Origin of the sequence: Stenotrophomonas sp. (assembly GCF_035634915.1) — a bacterium.
Classification (GTDB): domain Bacteria; phylum Pseudomonadota; class Gammaproteobacteria; order Xanthomonadales; family Xanthomonadaceae; genus Stenotrophomonas.
Map to the genome: position 1 here is coordinate 23,153 of NZ_DASQCB010000016.1, position 20,292 is coordinate 43,444.

Consider the following 20,292-nt stretch of genomic DNA (forward strand, 5'->3'; position numbering starts at 1 on the left):
ACCGTCGGGTCCATCACTTCAGCTCGGTGCCCCAGTAGGCCTCGATCTGCTTGGTCAGTTCGGCCGGCAGCGGCACGTAGTGCAGCTCGTTGGCCTGGGTCTGGCCGTTCTCGAAGGCCCACTTGAAGAAGGCCAGGGTGTCCTGGTTGCGCTTGGCGTCCTTCGGCTTCTTCTGCATCAGCATGAAGTTGGTGGCGGTGATCGGCCACGCCTGCTCGCCCGGGGCGTTGGTGATGACCAGGTTGAAGTCCTTGGCGCTGGCCCAATCGGCGCTGGCAGCAGCGGCGGCGAAGGTTTCAGCGTTCGGCTGCACCCAGGTGCCGGCGGCGTTCTGCAGGGCGGTGTACGGCATGGCGTTCTGCAGGGCGTAGGCCAGCTCGACGTAGCCGATGGAGCCCTTGATCTGCTTCACGTAGGAGGCAACGCCTTCGTTGCCCTTGCCACCGACGCCGTCCGGCCACTGCACCGAGGTGCCTTCGCCGACCTTGGTCTTCCACTCCGGGCTGACCTTGGACAGGTAGTTGGAGAAGTTGAAGGTGGTGCCCGAACCGTCCGAACGGTGGACGATGGTGATCTTGCCGTCCGGCAGGGTCACGCCCGGGTTGGCCGCGGCGATGGCCGGGTCGTTCCAGGTCTTGACCTTGCCCAGGAAGATGTCGGCCAGCAGGGCGCCGGTCAGGCGCAGCTTGCCGGCTTCCAGGCCTTCGATGTTGACGACCGGCACCACGCCGCCGATGGCCGACGGGAACTGCGCCAGGCCGGCCTGGGCCAGCTCGTCGCTGCTCAGCGGCTTGTCTGAGGAACCGAAATCAACGGTGCCGGCCTTGATCTGGGCGATGCCGCCACCCGAACCGATCGACTGGTAGTTGATCTTGGCGCCGCTGGCGGTGTTGTAGTCGGCCGACCACTTGGACACCAGCGGGAAGATGAAGGATGCGCCAGCGCCGGAGACCTCAGCGGTCACCTTGTCACCGGCAGCGGCCGGGGCGGCGGCTGCGTCGGCAGCCGGCTGCTGTGCAGCCTGCTTGTCGCCACCGCAGGCCGACAGGCCCAGGGCGATGGCCAGGGAAAGGGCGGCGAGGCCGGCCGAGTGCAGTTTCATGTTCACTCCATAGCGGGGAAGAGCCGACGGCGTCGGCGGATGCGGCTATGAAATGATGTTTTTGTTACAGCCGTATGACGTCCATGACAGAGGTGTCGGACATCACGTTCTGACAAGGGTTTCACGGGGTTCTGGACGCCCTTGGCGGGGCTGCCAGGGGCGGCCGGGGCCCCGGACTGCGCTTGGGCAGCCCTTGTAGACCCGAGCCCATGCTCGGCTGACGGGCCGTAGTCAAGCGTGGCTCGACTCTACAAAGGCGAAAAGCAGCCGAGCATGGGCTCGACAGCGGGGCCGCGGTCTCCCAAAAAAGAAAGGCGCCAGACCCGAAGGTCCAGCGCCCGGTGGGGATCGGCGGGGGAGAGAGGACCCGCCGACCCCCGTTCCTGCGGGGGAACGCCTTGCTCAGTACTTCAGGTTCTGCGACCAGTAGGTCTCGATCTGCTTGACCAGGGTGTCCGGCAGCGGCACGTAGTCCAGCTGCTTGGCCTGGGCGTCGCCGTTCCTGTAGATCCAGCGGAAGAATTCCTGGGTGGCCTTGGCGCCGGCTACGTTCTTCGGCTGCTTGCGCACCAGGATGAAGTTGGTGGCGGTGATCGGCCAGGCCTGCTCGCCCGGGGCGTTGGTCATGACCAGGTAGAAGTCCTTGGCATTGGCCCAGTCAGCGCTGGCGGCTGCGGCCGAGAACGAGGCGTCCGACGGCTGCACGATCTTGCCGGCGGCATTCTTCATCGCCGCGTAGGACATCTTGTTCTGCAGGGCATAGGACAGCTCGACGTAGCCGATGCCACCCTTGATCTGCTTCACGTAGGCAGCAACGCCTTCGTTGCCCTTGCCGCCGATGCCGGCCGGCCACTGGACCGAGGTGCCTTCACCGACCTTGCTCTTCCACTCCGGGCTGACCTTGGACAGGTAGTTGACGAAGTTGAAGGTGGTGCCCGAGCCGTCCGAACGGTGGACGATGGTGATCTTGGCGTTCGGCAGGGTCAGGCCGCTGTTCAGGGCAGCGATGGCCGGGTCGTTCCAGGTCTTGATCTTGCCCAGGAAGATGTTGGCCAGGGTCGGGCCGTCCAGCTTCAGCGCGCCCGGCGCGACGCCAGCCACGTTGATGACCGGCACCACGCCGCCGATGACCGACGGGAACTGGGCCAGGCCGGCAGCCGCCAGCTCTTCCGGCTTCAGCGGGGCGTCGGAGGAACCGAAGTCCACGGTCGCCGCCTTGATCTGGGCGATACCACCACCGGAACCGATCGACTGGTAGTTGACCTTCTTGCCGGTCGCGGTGCTGTAGTCCGCAGACCACTTGGACATGACCGGATAGATGAACGAGGCGCCCGCGCCGGTGACATCGGCGGCGTTGGCGGCAAACACGGACGATGCAGCCAGGATGGCGACAGCGGCGCGCGACTTGAAGGCGTGGATCACGGGAGAGACTCCTGGGGTGGTCGAAGGGCGGCTGCCCGACGTTTCGGTGCACATTCCATAACGGTTGCGTGACACGCCTGCGTCTGTCATATGACGTTGCGGTGACAGCGTTCGCGGCCAGCGCAGGCAACAGAAAAGGCACGGCCGGAGCCGTGCCTTTCGTTGCAACGCGTGCGTCAGGTCTTACCAGAAGAACTGCGCGCGGGCTTCCAGGATGTTCGGATCGTCATTGACGAAACCGCGGGCGGTGGAGCTGTACTTCTTGCTGTCCACCATCACGTAGTTGACCATGAACTTGAAGTTCGAACGCCAGTACCAGTTGGCGCCGACGGTCCAGATGTCCATCTTGCCGCCCAGCACGCCATCGACGATCGGCGGACGACCGGCGACCGGGTTGGCCGACAGGTTGCCGTCGTTCAGGTCCATGTGGTCGTAGCGCACGCCCAGCTGCCACTGGCCGCCGGCCGGGTTGTTCGGCAGGCCGGTGCCCGGGGTGCCGCCCTTGTAGCTCCAGGTTTCGCCGGTGACGTTCCACACGCCGCTGACGTAGTAGCCGTCGCTGGTGTAGTTGTCGTGGTCGTAGCGCTTGGCCTTGCTGCTGTAGTACTCGGCCTGGGCCTTGAACGGACCCTGGAAGTACATGGCTTCAGCGCCGAGGGTGCTGACGCGGTCGGTGTCGGTCATGTTGCCGCTGTCGACCAGGCGCGCGGTGGCCAGGTCGGCGTTCGGACGGGCACGCACGCGCAGGGTGTCGGCGTCGGCGTCGTAGTCGACGTAGCTCAGGCCGAAGTGCAGGACCTGGCCCTTCTCGTTGATCGGGGCGAAGGTGCCGCGTGCGCCGTAGCCGCTGCCGTGGGCCAGGTTGCGGGTCAGTTCGCGGCCGAAGGCGCTGGCGGTGACCGACCAGTTGTCCTGGCCGTAGCTGTACGCGCCGCCGAGGCGACGGGCGACGGCGTAGGTGTTGGTGACCGCAGCCTTGGAGATGAAGTCGTTGTTCTTGGTGCTGGACAGTTCTTCCAGGCTGTTGGGCTGCTTGAACTGGCCGGCCTGGATGAAGTGGTTGGCGTTGCCCAGCAGCTTGTACTTGACGTTGGTGTCGAGGAATTTGTCAGCCTTGGCATCGTAGCCGACCACCCATTCCACGTTGCCCGGGCCCTTGCCCTTCAGCACCAGCTCGGCGCGACGCAGTTCGAACTCGCTGTCCTTGCCGTTGCCGGCGTCACCGCCGTTGAGGTCCACGACATCATTGTCGAACCAGTTGCCGTCGGCCTGGACCAGGCCTTCGAAGGTGATTTCCGAACCGCCGATCACATCGATGGCGACTTCAGCGTGTGCAGCCGGCACATACAGCGCAGCAGCCACGGCCACCGTCAGGAGTTGGTGATGCAGTTTCATGGGAAGGAGCCTTGCAGGCAGGTGGGAAGATGCGCGCAGGCTAGAAGGTAAAGATTGCGTAAATGTGACAGTTCACGCGCGGCAGACATCCGCCGCAGGCCCCGTCGCGTCAGGGGCTGACGATGTAAACGCTTGCATGTGACGCTGCGGTTGCTTGCCGGTTGCAGTAGATCCACGCCATGCGTGGATGGGTTTCCTGCGGGCTACGCGGCGGTTTTTTCCTTGAACCTGCACAGGTCGGCAATCACGCAGCCCGGGCAGTCCGGCTTGCGTGCCTTGCACACATACCGCCCGTGCAGGATCAACCAGTGATGGGCGTCGAGCAGGAATTCGGCGGGAATCGCCTTGACCAGGCGGTCCTCCACTTCACGCACGTTCTTTCCCGGTGCCAGCCCGGTGCGGTTGGAGACGCGGAAGATGTGTGTATCCACCGCCATCACCGGTTCGCCGAAGGCGGTGTTGAGCACCACGTTGGCGGTCTTGCGGCCGACCCCGGGCAGGGCTTCCAGCGCCTCGCGTTCGCGCGGCACTTCGCCACCGTATTTTTCCAGCAGGATCGCGCAGGTGGCGATCACGTTCTTCGCCTTGGCGTTGAACAGACCGATGGTGGCGATGTACTTCTTCAGACCGTCCTCACCCAGCGCGAGGATCTTCGCTGGTGTATTGGCCACCGGGAACAGGCGTCGGGTGGCCTTGTTGACGCCCACGTCCGTGGCCTGCGCCGACAGCGCGACAGCCACCAGCAGCTCGAACGGTGAGCTGTATTCCAGCTCGGTCTTCGGGTGCGGGTTGAGTTCGCGCAGGCGGGTGAACATCTCCACCACGTCGGCGCGCGGCATCACGCTGCGGCGGCGCGCCGGTGCGCGCGTGGTCTTCTTCGCAGTGGCCATTACTGTTCCTTGCCTGCAGCGCGGGCCTTGGCCCGTGCGAGGATCGCAGCCGCCGCCGCGGGCAGCGCGGGTTTCACATCGGGCGCTGGCGCAGGTGTGCGGCGTGCATCACGTTCGGCCTCGCGGCGTGCCAGGCGTACGGCGCGTGCGCGATAGCGTTCGCGTGCGGCCCAGGCCGTTCGCAGGTCAGCCTGTGCCTGCAGCAGCCGTTGCGGAAGTTCCGGGTGGCCGGGCAGCAGGCGTGCGTCGGCATCAGCGGCGATGTAGTCCATCAGGCCAGCCTGCAGAGCGCCATCGAGATCGTCTGCCTGGACCCGGGCAAACAGCTGCACGGGGTTGGGTCGGGATGCCATGGGATCAGCGGTTCTGGAAGGCCGGCGAGCGGCGCTGCAGGAACGCGCTGGTGCCTTCGCGCATGTCCTCGGTGGCAAACAGCAGGCCGAACTGCGCGCTTTCATATTCCAGGCCGGCGTCCAGGCTGCATTCGCCGCCCACGTGCACGGCATCGAGCAGGCCGCGCAGGGCCAGCGGTGCCGAACGTGCCAGCTGCCTGGCGACGTCCTGCACGCGGTTGTCGAGTTCGGCTGCCGGCACGACCTGGTTGACGATGCCCAGCGCGAGGGCGCGTTCGGCGTCGATGGGGGCGCCCAGCAGGCACAGTTCCAGGGTGGCGGCGCGGCCGCACAGGCGCAGCAGGCGCTGGCTGCCGCCGAAGCCGGGGATCAGCCCCAGGTTGATCTCCGGTTGCCCCACCTTGGCGGTATCGGCGGCGATGCGCAGGTGGCAGGCCATGGCCAGTTCCAGCCCACCGCCCAGTGCGAAGCCGTTCACCCGGGCGATGACCGGCTTGGGCATGCGCTCGATCTGCCGCATCAGGGCCTGGCCGAGCAGCGAGAAATCACGTCCCTGAACCGCGCTGAGGGTGTTCATCTCGGCGATGTCAGCCCCGGCCACGAAGGCTTTCGGGCCGGCGCCGGTCAGCACCACCACACGCACGTCCGGGTCGGCCGCCGCCGCGCTGAACGCCTCGGCCAGGGCCTGAAGGGTGGCCGCATTGAGGGAGTTGAGCTTTTCCGGGCGCTGCACGGTAATGATGCGGATGGCACCTTCATCGGTCACGGCGACGGGGTGGTCGGCGGGGACTGTGGCCACGGAAAGCTCCTGAAACGTTAAAAAAAAGTGAGATTGAACTCTTGAAACGCAGGTGGGTCAAAGCCTGCGTGGTCAGTAGCGGTTACACGTTGTGGCCGGTATCCTAACCCGTCGCCTCAGGGCGGCGCAGAACGTCCCTGAGTTACCACCCCTGGAGAACTGTTTGATGAAGTTGCGTTCTATCGCGGTCGCCGTCGCGGCCCTGGCCCTGACGGGCAATGCCTTCGCCCAGGACGTCTCGTCCGAAAAGGGCAAGCTGAGCTACTACTTCGGTTACGACTACGGCAACAACCTGGCTGAGCTGACCGCTCGTGGTGAGCAGCTGGACATCAACTCGGTGGTGAAGGGTCTGCAGGACGCCTACGCCAAGAAGCAGCCGGCGATCACCGCCGACCAGCTGAAGCCGGCCGTTGAAGCCTTCCAGAAGCGCGAGCAGAGCCGTGCCCAGGCTGCCAAGGCGGAGTACGAAAAGGCCGCTGCCGAAAACAAGACCAAGAGCGACCAGTTCGTTGCGGCCAACAAGGCCAAGGCGGGCGTGCAGTCGCTGCCGAGCGGCGTCCAGTACCGCGTGATCGAAGCCGGCAAGGGCGCCAAGCCGACCCAGGCCAGCACCGTGCAGCTGGAAGTGGCCGGTCCGTACCCGTTCGGCCAGCGTCCGACCGAAGCCCGTCCGGCCCAGCAGATTCCGTCGATCAAGGTCAGCGAAGTCGAAATGAAGGCCATGCGTGAGACCCTGCTGCAGATGCCGGCCGGTTCGAAGTGGGAAATCACCCTGCCGCCGGACCAGGCCTACGGTGCCGATCCGCGTACCGGCTTCCCGCCGAACGTGGCGGTGCAGTTCGAAGTCAAGCTGGTCAGCGTCAAGTAAATCGAAGCAGTGAAAACAACGCGCCGGTGGTTTCCACCGGCGCGTTTCTGTTTGCGCGCCCGGGTAGAGTCGACCGTTGGTCGACTGCGCTCCCCGCGCTTCGCGCGATAGTCGACTGACAGTCGACTCTACCGCCCATCCGCGTGTCGTGATCGTCCCCAACCGCAGCCATTCGCGCTACTGTTGCAGGGTGCAAACTACGGAAGAGCCGGCGCGTGTTGTCGCAAGCCCCTGCATTGGAGTGTGCAAGCTGGATCACAACCGGCTGTGCGCCGGGTGCGGGCGGCATATCGATGAAATCGCAGGATGGTCGAGCATGAGCGACCTCGAACGCAGCCGCATCCTGCACCGTGTGCAGCCCCTGCGCGAACAACTGCAGCAATCGCTGCGCGGATCACTGGCTGACCACGAACGCCTGCTGCGCGCGCTGCACCCGCTGGCCGAACCCCCGCAGGGGGATGGCTGGAACCGCAGCGAACTGAGTGACCTGCTGCCGCCGGGGCCGCCGGTCGAAGCGGCGGTGCTGGCCGGCATCGTGCCGCGCGCCGGGGGCGCCCAGGTCATCCTCACCCGCCGCACTGACACGCTGCGCACCCACGGCGGCCAGGTCGGATTTCCCGGTGGTCGCACCGAACCGGACGACCGCGATGCCCTTGCCGCTGCACTGCGTGAGAGCCAGGAAGAAATCGCACTGGCCCCAGGCCAGGTGCAGGCGCTGGGTTACCTCGATCCCTTCGTGACCATCACCGGCTACCGCGTGACCCCGGTGGTGGCAGTGGTCGATCCGGCGTTCGTGCCGGTGCCGCAGCCCAGCGAAGTGGCCGAAGTGTTCGAGGTGCCGCTGGATTACCTGATGGCAGCCGACAACCTGCACCAGGTTGAAATCAACCACCGCGGGCGCGTGCGCCATGTCCTGGAATACGGCTGGCCCGGCCAGCGCATCTGGGGTGCCACGGCCGCCATTCTCTACAACCTGCGTCGCCGTCTGGAGCAAGTGCAATGAAGCCAATCGATCCGCCGTGGACCACCCTGGTCGATGTGGCCACCCTGGCCGCTGTGCTGGGCGACGATGTGCGCGTGGTCGATGCGCGGGCAACCGCCAGCACCGCCGTGCGCGTGATGGATGCGCGCGCGTCCCTGGCCGACCCGCAGGCCGGGGCAGGGCAGTACGCCGCCGGACACATCCCGGGCGCAGTGCATGCTGATCTCAATCGTGATCTGTCCGATCTGTCGCGCGTGGGTCACGGTCGCCATCCGCTGCCCGACAGCGACGCCTTCGCCGCGCGCGTGGGCCAGTGGGGCATCGGCCCGGACACCCAGGTGGTGGTCTACGACAGCAGCGATGGCAGCATGGCCGCCGCACGCCTGTGGTGGCTGCTGCGCCTGCTCGGCCATACCCGGGTGGCGGTGCTGGATGGCGGTATCGCGGCCTGGCAGGCGGCCGGCCATGCATTGGCCACCGGCCACAGCACGGTCACCGTACAGCCGCCGTATCCGGGCCGCTTCGACACCACCCAGGTGGCGTCGGCCGACGAGATCGCCGCGCGCCTCAAGCATGCTCCGGGCTGGCTGGTCGATGCCCGCGCCGGCGAGCGTTTCCGCGGCGACGTCGAGCCGCTGGACCCGGTGGCCGGCCACGTGCCCGGCGCGGTCAACCGCCCCTTCGCCCTGAACGTGCTGGACGGCCGCCTGCGCGATCCGCAGGAGCTGCGCGCGGAGCTGCAGGGCGTGATCGGCAGCCAGGACCCCGAGCGTGTCGTGCTGATGTGCGGTTCCGGCGTGACCGCCTGTCACCTGCTGCTGGCGATGGAAAGCGCCGGCCTGCGCGGCGCCCGCATCTACGCCGATTCCTGGAGCGGCTGGGTGAGCGACAGCACCCGCCCGGTCGCCAGCGGCGCCTGACAGCACGGGGGCTGATGCTCATCCACGCATGGCGTGGCTCTACTGTCGACCAAGGTCGACACCTGCCAGAGCAGAGCGCGGTTCCGACAGATTGAGGCCAGTAGATCCACGCCACGCGTGGATGAAATCCATCAGATATCGAATTCCAGATTGGGGTCAGAGCCCGTTGCGAAGCAACGGGATCCGACCCCGTGCCGTACCGTCAGATCGCGGGAAACCGTCGAAGGCGGGGTGGGTCCGGTTGAGGGGGGGTGAGCGCCATGGATGGCGCGACCAAACCCCCATGGATGGGTTTACGGCGTCCCCCTCAACCGGACCCATCCCGCCATCCCACGGATAGCCAGCTTTTGACGTTGACGTTGATCCGGCAGGTGCAGGGCGCAGCCCTGCCGATCAATCCAACCCCCGCAACGGCACCTTCGCCAGCACCCGCGCCCACGGAAACAACGGCCCCGGATCCCGCTTGCGCGCCACCGTCAGCCCCGCATCATCACTGGCCGGCACCTGTTCCAGATCCAGCTGGTCATGCCCGGCAATCCGCTGCAGCGACGGATAGCGCGCCACCAGCGCCTGCAGCAGCGCCTCCAGCGCTGCCAGCTGCGCCTCGGTATACGGCTCATCCATCGCCTGGTGGCGGCTGTCGAACCAGTGCGGGTAGCGCCCGGTATTGACCAGTTCGATGCCCACGCTGTCGGCATTCATGCCGCGCACGTGATGGGCGATGCGCTCCGGCGCCACGTACTGCACCACGCTGCCATCGCGGTCGATGTAGAAATGCCCGCTGTTGCCGGCTCCGCTGTCGTAGAGCACGCGCTCGCCGTACTCGCGGGCCATCGCCAGGTCGGGCAGTTCGGTGCAGTGGATCACCACCATCCGCAGGCTGTCGGCATCACGCAGGGGCAGGCGGTCATGGTAGGGCAGGGGCTGCAGCTGCAGGCCGGGCAGGAGCGGGATGGGCATGCGGCGATGCTAGCATCGCAGGATGAACCTGCCTTCCCGATCGACGTTGAACCGCTCCGTGGGAGCGCATGCATGAGCCGCGGCCACTGCATCCTGTCCCACGGCTTCGAGAGCGGCCCGGAGGCCACCAAGGTCACCGCGCTGGCCGAAGTCGCCCAGCGCCTGGGCTGGACCCACGAGCGCCCCGACTACACCGACCTGGACGCGATGAGCGAGATCAGCCGCGTCGGCGACGTACGCACCCGCCTGCAGCGCCTGGTCGAGCGTGCCGCCGCGGCCGCCGCGCAGGGCCCGGTGGTGCTGGCTGGCTCCAGCCTGGGCGCCTACATTTCCGCCATCGCCTCGCTGCAGGTGCCGGTGGCCGGGCTGTTCCTGATGGTGCCGCCCACCACCATGGGCCCGATGCCGGCGCTGGACGCCGCCGCCGTGCCGACCACCGTGGTCCAGGCCTGGCATGACGAGGTGGTGCCTGCCGCCGGGGTCATCGCCTGGGCGCAGGCGCGCTCTGCGCAGCTGCTGCTGGTGGACGACGGCCACCGCCTGGAACGCCACGTGGAGGCCTCCGCGCAGGCCTTCGAGCGCCTGCTGCGGCAGCTGTGAAGCCCGGGCGCACGGCGCGCCCGCCCGCTTTGACTACAATGGCAGCCCCGCCGCCCCCGGCGCGGGCCTGCCGGCCGTATCCACGGCCCTCCTTTCCGACTGGCCCAGCCCCTGTGCCGCGCCCGACCACCTGCGAACCGATCCCGTGAAATTCTTCGTCTCCTGCGCCAAGGGCCTGGAATACCTGCTTGCCGATGAGCTGTCGGCCCTGGGCCTTGGCAAGGCCACCGCCACCATTGCCGGCGTCAACGCCGATGGCGAACTGGAGCAGGCGCTGCGGATCGTGATGTGGTCGCGCCTGGCCAGCCGCGTACTGTGGCCGATCGACGAGTTCGAGTGCCCGGACGAGCAGGCCCTGTACGACGGCGTGCGTGCGCTGCCGTGGCACGAGCACATCAAGCCGGAAATGACCCTGGCGGTGGACGCGCACGTGTCCGGCGACAAGATCACCCATGCGCGCTTCGCCGCGCAGCGGATCAAGGACGCCATCGTCGACCGCATGCGCGATGAAGGCCTGGAACGCCCCTCGGTCAACACCGATCTGCCGGACGTGCGCGTGAACCTGTCGCTGCGCAAGGGCCGTGCCTCGCTGTCGATCGATCTGGGCGGTGGCCCGCTGCACCGCCGTGGCTGGCGCGGTGCCGCCCACGAGGCGCCGCTGAAGGAAAACCTGGCCGCCGCGCTGCTGCTGCGCGCGCAGTGGCCGCGCTTGCATGCGGCCGGTGGTGGCCTGCTGGACCCGATGTGCGGCAGCGGCACGCTGCTGATCGAAGGCGCGCTGATGGCCGCCGACGTCGCCCCCGGCCTGATGCGCCATGGCAGCCTGCCGCCGAGCCGCTGGCTGGGCTTCGACAAGGCCGCCTGGAAGACCATCCAGAGTGAAGCGCGTGACCGCGAAGCTGCCGGCCTGGCCGCGCTGAAGCCGGTCATCCACGGCAGCGACATCGATCCGGTGGCCATCCAGGCCGCCCGCGAGAATGCCGAAGTGGCCGGCGTGGCCCACGCCATCCGCTTCACCCGCGCCGATGTGGCCGACCTGGCCGCACCGGAGCAGGAGATCGGTGCCGTGGTCTGCAATCCGCCCTATGACGAGCGCCTGGCCGCCGATCCGGCGCTGTACCGCGCGCTGGGCAACGCCCTGCAGAAGGCGGTGCCGCAGTGGCGTGCCAGCCTGCTGTGCGGCAATGACGAACTGGCCTTCGCCACCGGCCTGCGCGCCGGCAAGAAGTACCAGATGTTCAACGGCGCGCTGGAATGCGCGTTGATCGTCTGCGACCCGATTGCCGTCCCCGGCCGCGACCCGGCGCAGCCGCGCGAGCTGAGCGAAGGCGCGCAGATGGTGGCCAACCGCCTGCGCAAGAACCTGAAGAAGTTCAAGAGCTGGCGCGCGCGCGAGGACATCACCTGCTTCCGCGCCTACGATGCCGATCTGCCGGAATACGCTGCAGCCATCGACGTCTATGAAGAAGACGGTGGCCAGCGTCGCACCTTCCTGCACGTGCAGGAATACGCCGCACCGGCTGCGATTCCGGAAAACGACGTGCGTCGCCGCCGCAACGAACTGCTGGCCGCGGCGCGTGAAGTGTTCGGCGTGCCGCCGGAGCAGGTGTCGATGAAGTCGCGCGAGCGCGGCAAGGGCGGCAGCAAGTACGGCCGTTTCGAGCAGCGCGATGAGTTCATCGTGGTACGTGAGAATCATGCGCTGCTGCAGGTGAACCTGTTCGATTACCTCGACACCGGCCTGTTCCTGGACCACCGCCCGCTGCGCCGGATGATGGCCGAGCAGGTGCGTGGCAAGCGCTTCCTCAACCTGTTCTGCTATACGGGCGTGGCCAGCGTGCAGGCGGCGGTGGCCGGTGCGGCCAGCACCACCAGCGTCGATCTGTCGGCGACCTACCTGCAGTGGTGCTACGACAACCTGGCCCTGAACGGCCAGGGCGGCAACCAGCACCTGCTGGTGCAGGCCGATGCGATGGCGTGGCTGGAAGGCGACCGCGGCCAGTACGACGTGATCTTCTGCGATCCGCCGACGTTCTCCAACTCGGCCCGCGCCGATGACTTTGACGTGCAGCGTGAGCAGCTGAAGCTGCTGCGTGCGGCGGTGGCGCGCCTGGCGCCGGGCGGCGTGCTGTATTTCTCCAACAACTTCCGCCGTTTCAAGCTGGAAGAGAACGCCATCGCCGAGTTCGCCCAGTGCCGCGAGATCACCGCACGCACGATTGGCCCGGACTTCGAACGCAACGCGCGCATCCATCGCGCGTGGGAACTCAAGCGCCTGGGGTAACTCCCGATGCGGGGTCAGAGCCCTTGCGCCGTGCGCAAGGGATCCGACCCCGGCAGGCCATGCCCGTAGTAGATCCACGCCACGCGTGCGCGTTCTCAGTAGATCCACGCCATGCGTGGATGGCGCTACAGCACCATCAACCGACCCGGGGCATGGGCCAAAGGCCAATGCCCCTGTTCGTACAGCGCAATTACTGGCTCCCAGTGTGCCGGCAGGCCGAGGTGTATCTCCAGCAACCGCTGCCGCCCGGCAAACATCGCCGCATCGCGTGCAACCAGGTGCAGGTCATGCGCGCCGCAGCGCAGGGCGGGAAGATCGAGGGCGGACAACATCCGCATCAACGACCGGTGGAGTTCACGGCGATGCTCTGCCAGTTTGGGCGGCCGTGGCAGCACGCCATGGAACGGATCCGGATCGTCCAGCGTCGTCGGCATCCACCCAAAGCCATCGGCATCTATGGCTTGCAATGCTTGCGCCAGGGACGCTACGGGAACGACGTCTGAGGTTGCCGGCAATGCTTCGCCCAGGCGGGAAAAGAAGCGGATTCCGTCGATCCGCTGCAGCAGGTCGGTAGCTTCCATGCAGACGATTGTAGGTCGGTAGCGCCGGGCCATGCCCGGCGGGTGGATATGCATGGGGTCAGAGCCCTTGCGCTGCGCGCAAGGGATCCGACCCCGGCCGTCGGGTTACAACACCGCCACCAGCAACCCGGCCAGCGGCAGCGCGATGGCCAGCGGTGCAATCCACGCCGGCCGATACGGGTACAGCCCGAAGGCCAGTGCCACCCCGCCCAGGGTCATCGTGCCCAGCCACAGCACCGGGCCCATCGCCCAGCCGTGGTCGACCACGCACAGCGCGAACGCGACCGTCAGCAGTACCCAGCCCAGCACCCGCCACTGCGTACGCCGTGCGGGCGTGGCGGCCGCCTTGCCGTGCAGGTCCTGCTGGTGCTTTTCCATCGCCAGCGACAGCGCGGTGAACGCGGAGAACGACAGCGCCAGGGCCAACAGCATCATGCGCCGGCCTCCGCTTCAGTCGTCGCAGGCGCAACCGGTGCCTTGGCGGCTGCAGCGGCCGCTGCGCGCTTCTTCTTTTCGGCCGCGCTCAGCGGCGGTGTCCAGCGCTGCATGCGCCAGCCGCACAGGGCCAGCATCGCGCCGAAGGCGAGCATCGACAGGTCGAAGCCGGCCAGCACCCAGTCGCCACTGCGCAGGGTCACGCCCAGGTGCGCGTGGGTGGTCAGCGCATTGACCACCGGCACCAGCGCGAACGCGGCCGCGCCGATGTACAGCTGCCACGCCCACATCATCCGCTTGGGCCAGATGAAGGCGGCCAGCAGGGCGGCGCCCCAGGCGTAGAAGAACACGTTGGCTTCAGCGTTCGAACGCTCGGCCATCTCCAGCGGCAGCAGGCGGTTGCCCCAGAAGTAGGCGGCAAACGCAATCGGCAGGCCGGCCACGGCACCAATGTTCAGTGCGTCGACCAGGCGCAGGCCGAAGCCGATGCGCCCGCTCTTGGCATGCTTGGGCCGTTCCTTCACCGCCCACAGCACCACGCCGCTGGCCACCATCAGGCAGCCGGTCAGGCCGGACAGGAAGAAGAACGCACGCAGGCCCCAATCTGCGAACCGCGCCAGGTGCAGGCCGTACATCACGCCACGGGTGGCGGTGGCGCCTCCGGAGGGCGGGCTCGCTTCCAGCAGCGCGCCGCTCACCATGTCATAGCGCAGCGAAGGGGTATCGATGGACAGACGCTTGCCGTCGCGCTGGCGGATGTCGATGACCGCGTTGGCGGCGCCAGGGTTGGTCACGGTGAAACCGGCCACTTCCACGCCCTTCCAGTACGTGCGTGCGCTGTCCAGCAGCCGCGCGATCGGCAGCGGCGCGGCGCGGCCCTCGGCCGGTGCGCTCACCTCGGGCATGCCACCGAACGCTTCGGCGAAGAATTTGTCCTCGTCCTGCGGGTAGGCCACTTTCACCCCCCACGGCAGGTACATGATCATCAGCGTGACGATGCCGGTGTAGGTGATCATCGCGTGGTAGGGCAGGGCCATCACCGCGCTGACGTTGTGGAAATCCAGCCACGACCGCAGGCCCTTGTCCTTGCGGAAGGTGAAGAAGTCCTTGAAGATTTTCTTGTGGGTGATGACGCCGGTGATGATCGCCACCAGCATGAACATCGCGCAGAAGCCCACCAGGTAGCGCGCCCAGTACACCGGGATGTAGTGCAGGTCGAAATGCAGGCGGTAGAAGAAATCACCACCACGGGTGTCACGCGCCTTGAGTTCGCCGCCGCTGTTCGGGTCCAGCGTGGCATCGCCGAAGGCACCACGGCGGCCCTTGGACGGATCGGCCTGGTCGGCCGGCACGCGCCAGAACGTGCTCATGGCCGGGTTGCGCGGCTGTGGCAGGGTCACATACCACATCTCGGCATTGCCGGCCCTGTCCTGCAGGAAGTCGACGGCGCGCTGCGCGGCCACGTCGGTGCTGACCTTTGCGCTCGGTAGTTCCGGGCGCATCCAGCGGCTGATCTCCTCGCGGTAGTAGCTGGCGGTGCCGGCCATGAAGATCAGCAGCAGCAGCCAGCCGACCAGCAGGCCGGTCCAGGTGTGCAGCCAGGCCATCGACTGGCGGAATCCGTTCTTCATGCCCAGGCCCCCAGCAGGCGCGACGCGGCCGCCAGCAACAGGGTCGGGACGAGGATGCCGACCCAGGCGCGCAGCGCGCTGCGCGTGGCAAAGGCCCACAGCGCGGCACAGGCGGCGACCACGATGGCCAGCAGCATGCCGGTAAGCACGGCCTGTCCACGCGCGGTGGGCAGGGCTACGGCGCAGAACACGCTGGTCATCGAGGCCAGCGCATAGCCGCCGAAGATCGCGGCCAGGGAACGGGACAGCACTCCCCAGCGCTCACTGGCGAAGAAGGTGCTGAGGCGGGAGCTGGCAAGTTGGGGCGAGCGGTCCACGGCGGTCCTGCAGTTTCGTTGGAGGAAAGACCGGCGCACCGAAGCGCGCCGGGGTTGGCCGTCCGTGGCCGGGCGCCGGTCGCAGAACCGGCACCATCCATCAGGTCATCAGAGCTTCCAGCGCAGCGTCACGCTGACGTTGCGCGGCTCGCCCCAGTACACGCCGTTGTAGAAACCGACGTTGTTGTAGTACTTCTTGTCCAGCAGGTTGCTGATGTTGAGCTGGGCGCTGAAGTTCTCGTTGAAGCGGTAGCCACCGGCCAGGTTCACCAGGTAGAAGGCGTCCTGCTGGATGACACCCTGTTCGGTGCGGCCGGTGGTGAGGTAGTCGGCCGCCGGCTTGGTGCTTGAACGCCAGATGCGGCTCTGCCAGGTGGCACCGCCGCCCAGCCAGAAGCGGCCATCGATGCCACCCGGCCGCCAGCTGGCGTTGAGGCGGAACGTGTCCTGCGGGGTGGTGGTGTTCTGCACGACGCCAGCCTGGCTGCGGCTGACCGCATGGGAGAAGCCAGCCGACAGGTTCCAGCTTTCACCCAGGCTGCCCTGTGCTTCCACTTCCCAGCCGTGCACCTTGTTGCCCTTGCCGGTGGAACGGTAGGCCTGGGTGCCGTCGGGCAGCGAGTTGAGCGGCACCGAGTCATCCACTTCCGCCACGTTGTCCTTCTCGCCCTCGAAGATCGCCGCGGAGGTATTCAGCAGGCCATCGAAGAACTCGGCCTTCAGGCCGCCCTCGTACATCCTGCCGACCACCGGTTCGAGGTAGCTGCCGTTCTTGTCGCGGTAGTTCTGCGGCGCGAAGATGTCGGTGTAGCTGGCGTAGGCGCTGAGCACGCTGTTGAAGTCGTACACCACGCCCGCGTAGGGGGTGGTCTGGTCCTTGGGCTTGTAACCGGTGCGCGTGGTGCCGGTACGGTTGCCGCTGGCGTCGTAGCTGTAGCGCCAGGTCTTGGTTTCCCAGTTGCCATAGCGCACGCCGGCCACGACCAGCAGCGGGTCGGCCAGGCGCAGGCGCGTGGCGATATAGGCGGCCTGCTGGCGCAGCTCATCCTGCGAGCCGAGGTAGCCCGGACGGGTCACCGACAACGGGGCGACATCGCCGGTCCAGTTGCGCCAGTCCGGTACGACCGCGTAGCTGGTGGGGTAACTGTCGATGGTGGCCGCGGGGTAGTCGCCCTTGCGCAGGGACTGGCCCAGGCCGAACACCACTTCCTGGGTGTGGCCGAACAGTTCGAAGTTGCCGGTGGCGTTGACGTCCACCACGTCCATCGTGCTGTTCTCGACGAAGTTGCCGATGTAGGCCGTCACACCCGTGCCATCGGCACGCGGGTAGCCCTGCGCGCCGTACCAGACCGCGCCATCGGTGTTGCGCTTGGCGCGGCTGATGGCGGCCTTGACCGACCAGTTGCTGCCCAGCTGCTGCTCCAGGCGGGCGAAGGTGCTCTTTTCGACGATGGGCCAGCTGCTCCACGACGCGGACAGGTTGGTCGAGCGCGGCAGGTTGGCCGGCGTGCCATCCGGGCCCCAGTACGGCACCACGCCCCAGGTGACGCCAGTGGTGCGCGGCGACTGGTACTCGTAGCCGACTTCGAACAGGGTGCTGTCGGTCAGGTCGGCCTGGACGATGCCGTAGAACACGTCCTTGTCGAGCTGGTAGACATCGCGGAACGAATCGCTCTGCTGCTTGGCGGCGACCACGCGCGCGCGGATGCGGCCATCCCAGGCGACCGGGCCGCCGAGGTCGGCCTCCAGGCGCTGGTTGCCCCAGCGGCCGACGGTAATGTTGGCGCCGGCCTGGAAGGTATCGGTCGGGCGCTTGCGCACCATGCTGATGGTGCCGGACGGATCGCCGGCGCCGGTGGTCAGGCCGGTGGCACCGCGGATGACCTCGATGCGCTCGTAGATCACGTTGTCGGTGTTGGTCTTGATCGACCCACCGAAGGTGTTGAGCATGCCGTCGATCTGGAAATTGCTGATGTTGTAGCCGCGCGAGACATAGTTGATGCGCTCGCTGTCGGTGACCGCCACGTGCACGCCGGTGACCTGGGCCATCACATCCGACAGCGCGAACAGGCCCATGTCATCCAGCCGCTGGCGGGTGATGACCGTGACCGACTGCGGCGTCTCACGCAGCGACAGGTCCAGCTTGGTCGCGCTGCGGGCGTTCTTGACCGTGTAGCTGTTCTGGATCTCGCCATCAGCAGTGACCTTCACCGTGTCCAGCGTGCGTGCATCGGCAGCGGACGGTGCATCGGCATGGGCCAGCGGGGTGCAGAACAGCGTGGCCAAGGCAAGCGCCAGGGGTGAAACGACGGGAATGTTCGGTCGGGACATGCAGTGCGATTCCATGCAGGAGAAAGACATGAGCGATGGAATCCATGCGTGCGGGCGCCTGCGCGGAGTCGCGCAACCCATGGCATCTCCCATCGCCACATGCCCACGGCGGGGCCGGGGCACACGGGGAGCCGGGGATGTACACGGGCGGAAGCGCGGTGGGGGCGCCGGGTGGCTGAGCGTACAACCGATCAGTAAATGATAGGCATTCTCATTTTGTTAATCAAGCGTTAGCGAACGATGACAATGGGAGCCCGTGTTCAGCGCGACGCGCAGGCGCGGCTGACATCCTCGTCCAGTTGCCGCAGCGGGGTGCGAGTGCCAAACCACTCGGCCATCTCGCGTCGCGTACGCGCCTTGTCGCACGCCTCGGCATTGCTGGCGGCCTGGATCACGGTGCCCGAGCCCTGTCCCGCCGCGCGGCTGGCGTTGGCCTGCAGCTGGCGCTGCGCATCGCGAAGACCACGGTCCACCCGTTCGGACTCCTGCCAGCTCAGCTTGGGATCGCGCACGATCGGCCGCGTCACCCCCGTGTCCTGCCCGGGCGGGCAGGGCAGGGTCTGGTAGACGGTACGGCCGCCGTCATTGCACTTGTAGACACGCTGCGCGCACGCATCGCCTGCCGCCGCCAGCAGCGGCAGCAACACCCATATCCTTCGCATGGATCCCCCCACGGGCCACCCTGGCCCGCATGGCGCGGGAGCATAAGGAGTGCGCCCCCGGTCGCGCAACATGCCTTCGCCTCTTGCCAGACATGGGGTCAGAGCCCATTGCGCAGCAACGGGATCCGACCCCGTGCCGACCAACGGTCGGCACCCACCATCAGCAGCAGGTTCCAACAGCTCACGGAAAACTGTCGAAGGCGGGGTGGGTCCGGTTGCGGGGGCGTGAGCCGCATGGATGCGGCGACCGAGCTTACATGGACGTACTTGCAGCGTCCCCCGCAACCGGACCCACCCCGCCAACCCACTGAATGCAGGCTTTTGCCGTTGCCGTTGCCGTTGCCGTTGCCGTTGACGTTGACGTTGACGTTGACGTTGACGTTGCTTCTGCGGGTGCAGGGCGCAGCCCTGCCAAGCAATCATCAGAATCTGAACAACACCGTTGCCGCATGCAGCAGTACACCGATCAACCCACCCACCAGCGTGCCGTTGAACCGGATGAACTGCAGGTCGCGGCCCACGCTCAGTTCCAGCTGCTCGACCAGGTGGCGCTCGTCCCAGCCCTTCACCGTCTGCGCGATATGCGTGGTCACCCCTTCGCGCAGGCGCTCGGTCAACCGCTGCGCTCCCTCAAGCAGATGCTGGTTCAGCGCATCGCGAAGCGCCGGATCGGCCTGCAGGGTCGCGCCCAGTGACGCCAGGCTGCGCTGCAGGTGGCCGACCAGTGCCGAATCCTCGCGCTGCAGGTCCGCGCGCAGGCTGGCGTGGATGCGCGCCCACAGCCCCTGCACGTACTCCTGCAGGGCCGGGTGGTCGATCATTTCCTGCTTCAGCTGCTCGATGCGCTCGGCCAGCGCCGGGTCTTCGCGCAGGCGCTGCACGTAGTTGCCCAGCCACGTCTCGTAATCCTGCCGCAACGGATGCAGCGGCTCGGCCAGGACCTGCTGCAGCTCCTCCAGCACCGCGCGCGCCAGCCGCTCGGCCAGGCTGTCGCCGATCTCATCGATCGGCTTGATCCAGTTCACCGTGTTCGACAGCGTCGGCCACTCGCGCTGGATGTAGCGCACGATCAACTGCGAAGCGCGCTCCTTCACTTCCGGTTGTTCCAGCCAGCGGCCGAGCCGCTGCAGGCCCTCGTCCAGCACGCGCTGGTGGCGGCCATCGGCGGTCAGCAGGGCCAGCAGCTCGCCGGCGGTGGAGGCCGCGTTCCACTGCCGCAGCTGTTGCACGACGAAACTGTGCAGCTGCCGACGCACGGCGCCTTCGTCGAAGAAATCCAGGGCCTGCAGCGCCCAGCCGCGGGCCATGTCGGCCAGCATGCGCGAGCGCGCCGGGTCGGCCAGCCAGCTGCCAAGGCGGCTGGCGGGGTCGAATACCTGCAGCTTGGCCAGCAGCACACCCGGTTCCAGGAACTGGTCGCGCACGAACAGGGCCAGGCTGTCGCCGATGCGTTCCTTGCTGCGCGGGATGATCGCCGTATGTGGAATCGGCAGGCCCATCGGCCGCCGGAACAGCGCGACCACCGCGAACCAGTCGGCCAGTGCACCGACGGCGGCGGCCTCGCAGAAGGCCGATACCCAGGCCCAGCCACCACGCTCGCCCTGCCAGTGGCTGACCGCGAACCCGGCCAGCATCAGCAGCAGCAGGCCCAGGGCGATGGCTTTCAGGCGCCGCAGCTGCGCGCGACGCGGATCGATGGCAGACGTCATGGCTGCAGTCTACCGGCAGCATGGTGACGCGCATCTGTAGAGCCGAGCCCA

The 20,292-nt window shown here is 67.2% G+C and carries 19 protein-coding genes; 5 read left to right on the plus strand and 14 right to left on the minus strand.

Going from position 1 to position 20,292, the window contains the following annotated elements:
• Positions 1–13 precede the first annotated feature (13 nt).
• The 6 genes from pstS (VER16_RS12105) to VER16_RS12130 form a co-directional block, all read right to left on the minus strand.
• The gene (pstS, locus tag VER16_RS12105; RefSeq protein WP_324808464.1) at positions 14–1,102 is read right to left on the minus strand and encodes a phosphate ABC transporter substrate-binding protein PstS; all 1,089 of its coding nucleotides are present in this window, start codon (positions 1,100–1,102) and stop codon (positions 14–16) included.
• A gap of 402 nt (positions 1,103–1,504) precedes the next feature.
• A complete protein-coding gene (gene pstS, locus VER16_RS12110) occupies positions 1,505–2,524 on the minus strand; it encodes a phosphate ABC transporter substrate-binding protein PstS (protein ID WP_324808466.1) in 1,020 nt (339 codons plus the stop codon).
• A gap of 183 nt (positions 2,525–2,707) precedes the next feature.
• Complete coding sequence (locus VER16_RS12115) at positions 2,708–3,919, minus strand: OprO/OprP family phosphate-selective porin (protein WP_108768343.1); 1,212 nt, start codon at positions 3,917–3,919, stop codon at positions 2,708–2,710.
• Positions 3,920–4,122: 203 nt separating this feature from the next.
• On the minus strand, positions 4,123–4,809 hold the full coding sequence (gene nth / locus VER16_RS12120; RefSeq protein WP_324808469.1) for an endonuclease III: 687 nt from the start codon (positions 4,807–4,809) through the stop codon (positions 4,123–4,125).
• The gene (locus VER16_RS12125) at positions 4,809–5,162 is read right to left on the minus strand and encodes a hypothetical protein (RefSeq protein ID WP_324808471.1); all 354 of its coding nucleotides are present in this window, start codon (positions 5,160–5,162) and stop codon (positions 4,809–4,811) included. The genes nth and VER16_RS12125 overlap by 1 nt, the downstream gene beginning before the upstream one ends.
• A 4-nt stretch (positions 5,163–5,166) precedes the next feature.
• Positions 5,167–5,961, minus strand: coding sequence for an enoyl-CoA hydratase/isomerase family protein (locus VER16_RS12130; protein ID WP_324808473.1), 795 nt, complete (start codon positions 5,959–5,961; stop codon positions 5,167–5,169).
• 166 nt (positions 5,962–6,127) lie between these two features.
• On the opposite strand from VER16_RS12130, the gene VER16_RS12135 reads away from it, so the two are divergent.
• The 3 genes from VER16_RS12135 to VER16_RS12145 all read left to right on the plus strand — a co-directional run bounded on the left by VER16_RS12135 (position 6,128) and on the right by VER16_RS12145 (position 8,731).
• Positions 6,128–6,829, plus strand: coding sequence for an FKBP-type peptidyl-prolyl cis-trans isomerase N-terminal domain-containing protein (locus tag VER16_RS12135; protein ID WP_324808475.1), 702 nt, complete (start codon positions 6,128–6,130; stop codon positions 6,827–6,829).
• Between the two features lie 190 nt (positions 6,830–7,019).
• The gene (locus tag VER16_RS12140; protein ID WP_324808477.1) at positions 7,020–7,832 is read left to right on the plus strand and encodes a CoA pyrophosphatase; all 813 of its coding nucleotides are present in this window, start codon (positions 7,020–7,022) and stop codon (positions 7,830–7,832) included.
• Positions 7,829–8,731: a sulfurtransferase gene (locus tag VER16_RS12145; RefSeq protein ID WP_324808479.1), complete on the plus strand. Its 903-nt coding sequence runs from the start codon at positions 7,829–7,831 to the stop codon at positions 8,729–8,731. Before VER16_RS12140 ends, VER16_RS12145 begins: the two co-directional genes overlap by 4 nt.
• 393 nt (positions 8,732–9,124) lie before the next feature.
• Here the strand turns inward: VER16_RS12145 and VER16_RS12150 are convergent, their stop codons facing one another.
• Complete coding sequence (locus tag VER16_RS12150) at positions 9,125–9,691, minus strand: N-acetylmuramoyl-L-alanine amidase (protein WP_324808481.1); 567 nt, start codon at positions 9,689–9,691, stop codon at positions 9,125–9,127.
• 72 nt (positions 9,692–9,763) lie between these two features.
• On the opposite strand from VER16_RS12150, the gene VER16_RS12155 reads away from it, so the two are divergent.
• Complete coding sequence (locus VER16_RS12155; RefSeq protein WP_324808483.1) at positions 9,764–10,291, plus strand: hypothetical protein; 528 nt, start codon at positions 9,764–9,766, stop codon at positions 10,289–10,291.
• A 145-nt stretch (positions 10,292–10,436) separates the two neighbouring features.
• The gene (gene rlmKL, locus VER16_RS12160; protein WP_324808485.1) at positions 10,437–12,575 is read left to right on the plus strand and encodes a bifunctional 23S rRNA (guanine(2069)-N(7))-methyltransferase RlmK/23S rRNA (guanine(2445)-N(2))-methyltransferase RlmL; all 2,139 of its coding nucleotides are present in this window, start codon (positions 10,437–10,439) and stop codon (positions 12,573–12,575) included.
• Between the two features lie 125 nt (positions 12,576–12,700).
• Here rlmKL and VER16_RS12165 read toward each other — a convergent pair whose 3' ends face one another.
• The 7 genes from VER16_RS12165 to VER16_RS12195 all read right to left on the minus strand — a co-directional run bounded on the left by VER16_RS12165 (position 12,701) and on the right by VER16_RS12195 (position 20,241).
• A complete protein-coding gene (locus tag VER16_RS12165; RefSeq protein WP_324808487.1) occupies positions 12,701–13,156 on the minus strand; it encodes a hypothetical protein in 456 nt (151 codons plus the stop codon).
• 105 nt (positions 13,157–13,261) lie between these two features.
• Positions 13,262–13,591, minus strand: coding sequence for a DUF3325 domain-containing protein (locus VER16_RS12170; RefSeq protein WP_324808489.1), 330 nt, complete (start codon positions 13,589–13,591; stop codon positions 13,262–13,264).
• The gene (locus VER16_RS12175; RefSeq protein WP_324808490.1) at positions 13,588–15,222 is read right to left on the minus strand and encodes a PepSY-associated TM helix domain-containing protein; all 1,635 of its coding nucleotides are present in this window, start codon (positions 15,220–15,222) and stop codon (positions 13,588–13,590) included. The genes VER16_RS12170 and VER16_RS12175 overlap by 4 nt, the downstream gene beginning before the upstream one ends.
• Complete coding sequence (locus tag VER16_RS12180) at positions 15,219–15,539, minus strand: DUF3649 domain-containing protein (protein ID WP_324808492.1); 321 nt, start codon at positions 15,537–15,539, stop codon at positions 15,219–15,221. The genes VER16_RS12175 and VER16_RS12180 overlap by 4 nt, the downstream gene beginning before the upstream one ends.
• Before the next feature lie 108 nt (positions 15,540–15,647).
• A complete protein-coding gene (locus tag VER16_RS12185; protein WP_324808494.1) occupies positions 15,648–17,870 on the minus strand; it encodes a TonB-dependent siderophore receptor in 2,223 nt (740 codons plus the stop codon).
• Between the two features lie 260 nt (positions 17,871–18,130).
• Positions 18,131–18,517, minus strand: coding sequence for a DUF4124 domain-containing protein (locus tag VER16_RS12190; protein WP_324808496.1), 387 nt, complete (start codon positions 18,515–18,517; stop codon positions 18,131–18,133).
• Positions 18,518–18,954: 437 nt separating this feature from the next.
• Positions 18,955–20,241, minus strand: coding sequence for a DUF445 domain-containing protein (locus VER16_RS12195; RefSeq protein ID WP_324808498.1), 1,287 nt, complete (start codon positions 20,239–20,241; stop codon positions 18,955–18,957).
• Positions 20,242–20,292 lie beyond the last annotated feature (51 nt).

What these genes read in the sequence shown, in the direction of transcription:
- pstS (WP_324808464.1), bottom strand. Translation starts at nt 1,102, where the DNA reads ATGAAACTGCACTCGGCCGGCCTCGCCGCCCTTTCCCTGGCCATCGCC.
- VER16_RS12115 (WP_108768343.1), bottom strand. Translation starts at nt 3,919, where the DNA reads ATGAAACTGCATCACCAACTCCTGACGGTGGCCGTGGCTGCTGCGCTG.
- nth (WP_324808469.1), bottom strand. Translation starts at nt 4,809, where the DNA reads ATGGCCACTGCGAAGAAGACCACGCGCGCACCGGCGCGCCGCCGCAGC.
- VER16_RS12125 (WP_324808471.1), bottom strand. Translation starts at nt 5,162, where the DNA reads ATGGCATCCCGACCCAACCCCGTGCAGCTGTTTGCCCGGGTCCAGGCA.
- VER16_RS12135 (WP_324808475.1), top strand. Translation starts at nt 6,128, where the DNA reads ATGAAGTTGCGTTCTATCGCGGTCGCCGTCGCGGCCCTGGCCCTGACG.
- VER16_RS12145 (WP_324808479.1), top strand. Translation starts at nt 7,829, where the DNA reads ATGAAGCCAATCGATCCGCCGTGGACCACCCTGGTCGATGTGGCCACC.
- VER16_RS12150 (WP_324808481.1), bottom strand. Translation starts at nt 9,691, where the DNA reads ATGCCCATCCCGCTCCTGCCCGGCCTGCAGCTGCAGCCCCTGCCCTAC.
- VER16_RS12155 (WP_324808483.1), top strand. Translation starts at nt 9,764, where the DNA reads ATGAGCCGCGGCCACTGCATCCTGTCCCACGGCTTCGAGAGCGGCCCG.
- VER16_RS12165 (WP_324808487.1), bottom strand. Translation starts at nt 13,156, where the DNA reads ATGGAAGCTACCGACCTGCTGCAGCGGATCGACGGAATCCGCTTCTTT.
- VER16_RS12170 (WP_324808489.1), bottom strand. Translation starts at nt 13,591, where the DNA reads ATGATGCTGTTGGCCCTGGCGCTGTCGTTCTCCGCGTTCACCGCGCTG.
- VER16_RS12175 (WP_324808490.1), bottom strand. Translation starts at nt 15,222, where the DNA reads ATGAAGAACGGATTCCGCCAGTCGATGGCCTGGCTGCACACCTGGACC.
- VER16_RS12185 (WP_324808494.1), bottom strand. Translation starts at nt 17,870, where the DNA reads ATGTCCCGACCGAACATTCCCGTCGTTTCACCCCTGGCGCTTGCCTTG.
- VER16_RS12195 (WP_324808498.1), bottom strand. Translation starts at nt 20,241, where the DNA reads ATGACGTCTGCCATCGATCCGCGTCGCGCGCAGCTGCGGCGCCTGAAA.